Annotated in this window: 2 protein-coding genes; both read right to left on the bottom strand. The window is 67.7% G+C overall.

The window, feature by feature from the left end; all coding sequences use genetic code 11:
* Positions 1–882: 882 nt before the first annotated feature.
* Positions 883–1,374, bottom strand: a complete 492-nt coding sequence (locus tag KME79_RS37815) for a hypothetical protein (protein ID WP_219550309.1) — start codon at positions 1,372–1,374, stop codon at positions 883–885.
* Positions 1,371–7,631 (bottom strand): RHS repeat-associated core domain-containing protein, encoded by a 6,261-nt coding sequence (locus KME79_RS37810; protein ID WP_219550306.1) that lies wholly within the window; start codon positions 7,629–7,631, stop codon positions 1,371–1,373. The genes KME79_RS37815 and KME79_RS37810 overlap by 4 nt, the downstream gene beginning before the upstream one ends.
* Positions 7,632–7,745 lie beyond the last annotated feature (114 nt).

Below are 7,745 nucleotides of genomic sequence, written 5' to 3'. Positions count from 1 at the left end.
AGACGACGTCGTCGATGCTGCGCCACTCCAGTCAATTGATCACTTCAGATATCTACACATCAGTGCTCCCAGAGATAGCGCACGCGGCCGCGGAGGCCAGCGCGGCTCTGGTGCCACGCAGAGCGGTTGCGGAGGAGGTGTCCAGGACTACCGGTCCCCCTACGGTCCCCCACGAGGGAAGCAAGATGATCTCGCGCCTGGGTTGGCCCTTTGTTGTCGTTCCTCGGTCGGCGGATCCCGCCAATCACCATCAATGGAGACCGGCACGAACCCGGGACCACCCTCGCACGCGAGGCCGATAGTGGCAGGAACTCGCCGACCGGGTCGCGGAGCGAACCATCCCCGCATGCGTCGGGATCGTCCGCCGTAGCGGACCCATCCCAGCAACGTGATGCGTACCGTCGACGGCCCGACTCCGGCTCCGGCCGCGCGGCGGCGCTCGTCGCCGAGTTCGGCGGCGAGGCGCTGACCAGCAACGCCGAGCTGTTCAGACGCTCCGACGTGCTGAGGTCGGCGAGCAGCCCGCCGTCGGCGTCGTTGCCGCGCATCTCGATGCGCAGCCGATCACCGTCGACGGTCAGGGTCAGCTGGGCGGACGCACCGGCGGATCCGTCCGGACCCGGCATGGTCATGTCCTTCTCGGCGTCGCCAGCAGGGGCTTTCACGGTACGGATGGGGGCCGACAGTTCTCGCCTTGGTTCACAGCAGGGTCGGCTCGGTGATGGTGCGCTCGACGGTGTCGGCGTTGTCGCGGGGTGGCCCGTCCGGCTGGTGATGCTGGCTGCAGGGGCGCGTCCGTACCTGCAGGCGTTGATGTTGCTGGCCCGGAGGCGGTCGAGGTAAGGGGTGACGTCGCTGGAGGTCGTGCCCGCCGAAGATGACCTATCCATGGACGAGTTGAGCGAGATAGAAGCGAAGACGGCCTGGATCGGTTTCAATCACGTCCAGAATGTCTTTGGCGGCATCGGATTCGCCGTGCAGTAGCTCTCTGTACAGTACCCACAGCCCTTCGCGTGCCTTTTTCTGACATTCATCACCCAAGTCCGGATGAGCCTCGGCCTCTTCCGGGTGCGATGTGCCCGTCACCAGTTGATACAGCAGCTCCAGAGCGCCGATCCTGGCCGGTCTGGATAGCTCGCCCAGAAGGGCTGCGATGAGAACCGACACGAGGGGAGGGGCTGAGCTGTAAAGCTGTCCTTGCACCACCGCGCGATTCTCCAGCTGCCAGTAATGACGTTCGACCTCGTCGGCGTCCGACGACGAGAGCATGGCTTCGACCGTCTGGGGAATCTCTACCGCGGTCCCACCGCACACCGTGAGAGCAGGCCAGTCATGCCGCTCCAATTCTACGTTGTACAGAAGTCGATCTGTCATCGTGTCCACCTGCCTCCCGGGTCATAGGTGTTGTCCTTGGGGAATTGGTTCCTGGAGTACTTGTCCTGACATCTTACACAGGTGGGAATCCGGGTCCATTCCAGCTCGCCGGTCACCTTGTTTCTGCGCCAACCGTAGGCATTGGTGAAATCGGTTGCGCCTTGCCTGGCCACATCATCCTCGGCGCAGCCCGTGGGGTTCTTTGAACATCCGGCGTAGATGTTTCCCTTCTTGTCTCTGCCGCCGATATAAGTGGCATGCTTCCTTCGGCGCTCATTCCCCAAGGCGTCACGAGCTTGTTGTGCGGCCTCCTTTGTTCCTGCGCGCGATGCGGCTTTTGCGCCTGTTTTGACGATGGCTCCTATCACCGTCTTGGCGACGCCGGCGACTCCCGTGGCGACACCGACAATCGTCGCTACGTCGTCGTTCTCTTGAACGGTCCCTCTTCCGCAGTGAACAGGATCCCGCTTGCAAAGCGTCGCCTTGTCGGTACGTTGCTGCCGCCGACGGAATTCTTCCTCGCCGTCCTTCTTGTCGCTGATCTGCGCGTCCCGCGCTTGCTCGCGTATTCTGCTTCGGCGATTCTTCTCATTCTCCTTGATGCGCTTTTTGTGGATTTTGCGTTCGCGGGCGGTCTTCTTCTTGCCGCTGGCGTGGTGGGTCTTGGCGAGGTTCTGGTTGGCGTTCGGGCGGTTCTTGTCGCGGGAGTAGCCGTAGCTCTTATCTGAGCTGCCGCCGCCGGCGTCCACCCGACGCCCGTCGGGGTCGGATTGGTCGATGGGGTTGTTGGCGGCGTAGGAGTACGCGTTTGCCCACTCGGGGGTGCGTAGGTCGAGTTCGGGGTCGGTGGAGATGAACTTGGCGATGGCAGGGTCGTAGTAGCGGGCACCCAGGTAAGTGAGACCGGTGGAGGGGTCTTCGGTCTTGCCGAGGAAGCCGCGGTCGGTGAAGGGCAGGTCGTCGGAGCCGCGGCGCTGGCCGAAGGGGAGATAGCGCTCGCGGCTGACGGTGCCGGTGGTGGCGTTGACGGCCAGTTGGGTGCTGCCGTGCAGGCCACCCAGCATCCAGGTGACGCCGCCGGGTTCGCGGACAGCAACCAGGGAGCCGTCGCTGCTGCTGTAGTACCGCTTGCCGGTGACCTGACCGGCGGACAGACGGAGTTCGACCGCGCCCAGGTAGAGGGTGGTGCTGCCGTCGGGGTCGCGGCGGATGAGACGCTCGCCGGCGGCGTCGTACACCATCGCGGTGTCCTGGCCGTCGATGGCGGCTTGGTCGAGCTGGCCGAGCGGGTTCCAGGTGAAGGTGGCCTGCTGGTTGTCGACGGTGCGGGCGGCGAGCTGGCCGGCGTCGTCGTAGGCGTAGGTGTCGGTGCGGCCGGGGTAGGTGATGGCGGTGACCGCGTTCGGTCGCTCGGCGTTCGCGCCGGGGGCGGGGTAGGTGTAGGTGGCGGCCTGGCCGTTGTCGGTCAGGGTGGTGATGTTGCCGACCTTGTCGTAGGTGTACGCCTGGTCGTACGGGTCGAGGCCGTTACTGTCCCCGCTGCCCGAGCATGAGCCTGCCGTGGTGGTGTAGGCGGTGGCCAGGCGGCGCAGCCCGTCGTAGGCGAAGCACTCGGACTGGCCGTCGCTGCCGCCGGTGGCGGAGGCGGCGTCCAGGACGCGGGTGATGTTGCCGGCGATGTTGTAGCCGTACCGATCATCCTGGACGGTGTCCGGGCTGGAGGTGTCAGCCTTCGTCTGCGTGGTGACCCGGGAAAGCCAGTCCGTTGTGGCGTCTCGTTCCAGGACCCGCTTGACCTGTCCGCCCGCCCCCAGGGAGCGGCTTTCGAGCTTGCCCGTCAGGGTGAACGTGGTGTCGTGGACGTAGGTGAAGCCGCCCAGGTCGGAGGTGGTGGCCTTGGCGAAGCCGAGGTCGGTGTAGGTGTGGGTGAGCGTCTCGGCGGCCAGCCCTCCGGCGGCGGGTAAGCCCTGCTGGCGCAGGTTCCCGGCCGCGTCGTAGCTGCTGGTGAAGGTGTACGTGCCGGCCAGCGCATCCTCGGTGGCGGGGATGGTGACGGTGTTAACGGTGGGCCGGTAGTCGCTGTCGTAGCCGGTGACGGCCTGGGTGTAGGCATGCCCCGCCGTGAAACGGGTGGCCGCAGTCGGTTGGCCCTTGGCGACGGAGTCGTAGGTCCACTCGGCCAGCTTGGTGCCGGTGCCCGTCTCGCCGGCCCACTGGCTGGTGCGGCGGCCCAGGTCGTCGTAGATGTTGGAGATCTTCTGGCCGTTGCCGTCGGTGCTCCAGATTTGCTGTCCGGCCAGGTCGTAGCCGTAGCTGGAGGTGCCGGCGTCGGGGTCGTCGGCGGTGGTGCGGCGGTCCAGCCAGTCGTAGGTGTAGGTGCGGACGTTGCCGTTGGCGTCCGTCATCGTTGTCAGGTTGCCGCGCAGGTCGTAGCCGTAGGTGGTGTCGGCATGCTGGCTGGCGTTCGACCATTCCTCGACCTTGACGGCGCGGCCGAACACGTCGGTGACGGTGGCGGTCTTGCCGCCGAACGGCGGGGTGACCTCGGTGCGTTCGCTGCCCGGGTAGGCGGTAGTGGTGCGGCGCAGTTCGGTGCCCAGGTGGTAGGCGATCGATGCGGTGGGGCGTTCCTGGCCGTCGTAGACGGTCTTGGTCCACTGCGGCAGATCGGTCAGCGCGGCGTTGAGTAGTCCGCTGCCTGGATCGTCGGCGTTGTGCACGGGCTCGGAAACCGCCGCGGTGAGGCCGCGGGCGTCGTAGGTGGTGGCGGTGACGATCCGGCCGCCGGCAGGGGAGGCGGTCTGGGCTTCGCGGGTGCGGCCGAGCCCGTCGTCGTAGCTGTGCGTGCTGGTGTAGGTGGTGCCGGTCAGCAGCTCACGGACGGTGGTTTTGATCGGCTCGTCGGGTTGGCCGAGCCAGCCGTCGAACGGGATGTCGTAGGCGACGGTCGCGCTTGGGGTGCCGCCGCTGCGCGGCTGGCCCGGCTTCCACAATGCGGTGGTACGGCCGAGCCCGTCGTAGTCGATCTCGGTGATCTTGCCGTTGGCGTCGGTCACCCGTACCGGCTCGCCGAGGGTGTGGGACAGGCGCGCGGTCACCGCGTGGCCGAGCGGGTTGGTGGTGGTGACGCCGGTGGCGGGCCAGCCGATGGCCGGGCTGTAGGTGGTCGTGGTGGTCTTGTTGAGCGGGTCGGTGGCGGTCAGCGGCCGGCCGTAGTCGTCGAAGGTCGCCTTGCCGGTGGAGATCGTGGTGGCGTCGGCGTAGGCGCGGACCTCGGTCGGGTTGCCGTCGCTGGGCTTGTTGGTGGCCGGGTTGGTGCCCGCGTCGTACAGGGTGATGTTCTTGCCGATCAGCGTGCCGCTGGTGCAGCTGTCTCCGGCGCGTTCCTCCACCACGGAGGGGAAGGCGGTCATCCACTGCCCGGCGTCGGTGTTGCGGGCGTAGGTGGTGGAGGTGCAGGTGTTGTCGGCGGCGACGCCTTCCTGGCCGTAGTCGTTGACCCGGATCGGCAGGCCGTCATTGTTGTAGGCGGTGCGTTCGTCGGTGTAGCGCCAATTGCCGTTGCTCAGCTTCTCCCGGGAGCGTTCGCGGGTCGCCAGCACCAAGGCGATCTGCCGCTCCCCGGTGCCGGTGCCGGTGGGGGTGATCGTGTACTCGTACCGGGTGGAGTCGATCTCGGTGTAGGCGCGCGGGCTGAGCGCGGTCATCTTCCATGACTGCTCCTGCAGCACCTGCCCCTGCAGCAGCGGCGCGTCGGTGATGGTGTTGCCGTCGAAGTCGGTGACGCTCTGCCCGGTGCCGCCGAGGAAGGTGCGGGTGCCGACGGTGTAGCCGGCCGGGTCGCTGCCGGAGCCGGTGATGGTGCGCACCTGGCCGTAGCCGCGCCATTCGGACTTGTCAGGGGCCTGGCCGGGCTCGGCGTACTGGTTGGGGTCGATCCAGCGGGGACCGCCGAGGAACTCGTACTGGTGGACCATGTCCGGGGAGCCGGCCACCATGTCGCGCTCGACCACCTTGGTGGCCAGCTGTTTGAACAACCGGCTCCAGGTCTCGTATCCCTGGTCGGGGTCGCTGCCCATGTCGAGCTGGTAGCAGTCGCCGACCTTGTCGGTCAGGTAGTTGCCGCCGACGCGGCCCTTGCCGCCGCCGCACGGGTCGGCCTGGCCGTAGGTGACCTCGATCCGGCCGCCCATGCCGTTGCCGATGGCGGCGATACGCGGCACCATCCGCCAGGACAGGAAGTCGGTCCAGTCCGACCAGTTGTCGTAGTCCATCTTCCCGGCCAGCATCACCGCGTCGAAGTCCAGCGGCGGCAGCATCACCTCGGGCTCGGTGGCCATGCCGGTCTGCTGCACGGTGTCCAGCCACATCACCTGGTCATAAGCCCAGGCGAAGTCGGTGCGCTGGTAGATCCACTCGTGGGTGAGGTCGAGCCGGTCCACCGGATCCCACTCGCCGGTGCCCGGGTTGCGCGACTCGGTCTGTACCGCGGTGAGCTTGCGGGTGGAGTAGAACGCGATCGCGTCGTTGGCGCAGGTGGCAGGGGCGTCACAGTGCAGGTCGGTGGGCACGTCCTCACCGTCACGCGCCGCCGTGGTGAACACCGTGCGGGCGGTCGGCTGACTGCCGGCCACCTGCGTGTTGTGCCCCCACACCACCTGCGAAAGGAACCCGCCCCGGTCGTACGGCAGCACCCGGTAGGTCTCGTGCCCGCAGGAGGGCAGGCAGAAGTAGTTGGTCTCGCGGGTGTAGGAGTAGTCGATGACGTTCTCGTTGCGGTCGATCTCCTGGTCGAGGTTCCACCGCCACACGCCGGTGCAGGTGGGCGGGATCTCGTCGTTGTAGTAGCGCGCGTAGCAGGGCTCGTCGGCCACCACGTACGGGTCGTGCTCGTTGCCGACGTACGGGGTCTGCCACTGGGCGTCGCGGTTGTGGCCGAACCGCCACACCTGCCCGTCCTGGTCGGTGATCTTCCAGTACGGCTGCCCGTCGGCGCCGCCGGCGACCTGCTCGACCTTCCAGCCGAAGTCCGGCACCGTCTTCCACGCGCCGCTGTTCCGGTCCTGCACGATCGAGGCCGACCGGCCCCCGGCCGAGAGCACCAGCTCTGACTGGGTCTGGTCGTTGGTGGCCGCATCGCCGTCGTTCTGGTCCGGTGACTCCCAGCACAGCGCCCCGCCGCCGATCCCGAGCTCCTCGGCCCACCAGATCAGCTCGCCGGAGTTGTCGTCGAACCAGTTGTCCACGTAGCAGCGGCGGTAGCGGCGCTCGATGAACCCGGCGTTCAGGTCCCAGCCCACGCCGACCACGCCGGACTGGTTGTTGGTCCACCGGCCCTGCCCGTCCACCGAGGAGGCGTCGTACTGCAGCGACAGATCCGGCCCGTTCCCGGCCGGGGAGGGCGCCTCGGGGAGCGGCACGTCGTAGTCGAACCCGCCGCCGGAGGTGCCCGCCTGCCAGGTGCCCGCCGGCTTCAAATCGGTGGCGCCCCAGTTGCCGTCCGGTCCGGTCAGTCCGGCCGCCAGCAGATACACCGACCCAGCGGCCAGCTGTGCCTCCAGCGCTGCGGTCCTGGCCTTGGCGAGCGCCTGCTTGTCCTTGCCCGTCACAGGTTCGGCGGCAGCGGGGGTGGCGCCGGCGGGTGCGGCTTCGATTTCGGCGGTGAGCGTGCCGGTCTGGACGTCGTTGACCGCATGCACGGTCTGTGGCCGGGTCACGCACGAGCGCGGCCGCGGCTCCTGCAGCACGCACACCGGCAGCCGGACCAACTGCAGGCGGCCGGCGAAGTTGCCGCCGTAGGCGTCGCGGAAGGCGGCGTAGGAGAACTCCGCCCGCACCGTGCCCGCCGCCTTCTCCCCGTCGGTACGGGTGATCCGGGCGGCCAGGCCGACGCCGCCCAGCTTGCGCACCGTTTCCGGTGCCAGCGTCTCAATCTTGACCCGAGCCGGCCCGGCTCCCTTGACCTGGCCGAGCCGTACCGGCAGCTTTTCGGCCGCCGTCACCTTCCCGGGTTCGGCAAGATCCACCTCGGCGGTGCCCGCCTGCGGCCAGACCGGCTTCTCGCGCGTCACCTCGGGCACGGACTCCTCGACGCCCTTGGGCACCTTCTTGCCGGGGACGGCACGCCCTTGCACCGACTGTTCCGGATCTGGTTCGGCCGCGGCTGCCTGCGGGATGAGCACGTCCGGCACGCCGATGCTGGAGATCAGCATTAAGCAGGCCAGGCCGATGAGCAGCGCTGCGAACCGTCCGCGCATGTCGGATCCCTTCGAGGGCACGCTGACGCAGACCCCGACGAAGGGGTCTTGTGTGCGTCATAAAGCAGCAATAAGACGATCACTAGGAATGTGATCGTCGAACGAAGATCGGTC

The organism is Nonomuraea harbinensis (assembly GCF_019396385.1).
Taxonomy (GTDB): domain Bacteria; phylum Actinomycetota; class Actinomycetes; order Streptosporangiales; family Streptosporangiaceae; genus Nonomuraea; species Nonomuraea ferruginea.
Note: the sequence above shows the minus strand (reverse complement) of the source record. Positions and strands in the feature narration are given on the sequence as shown.

Bases quoted from the DNA above. Each gene is read 5' to 3' on its own strand.
- KME79_RS37810 (WP_219550306.1), bottom strand. From the start codon at position 7,631: ATGCGCGGACGGTTCGCAGCGCTGCTCATCGGCCTGGCCTGCTTAATG.
- KME79_RS37815 (WP_219550309.1), bottom strand. From the start codon at position 1,374: ATGACAGATCGACTTCTGTACAACGTAGAATTGGAGCGGCATGACTGG.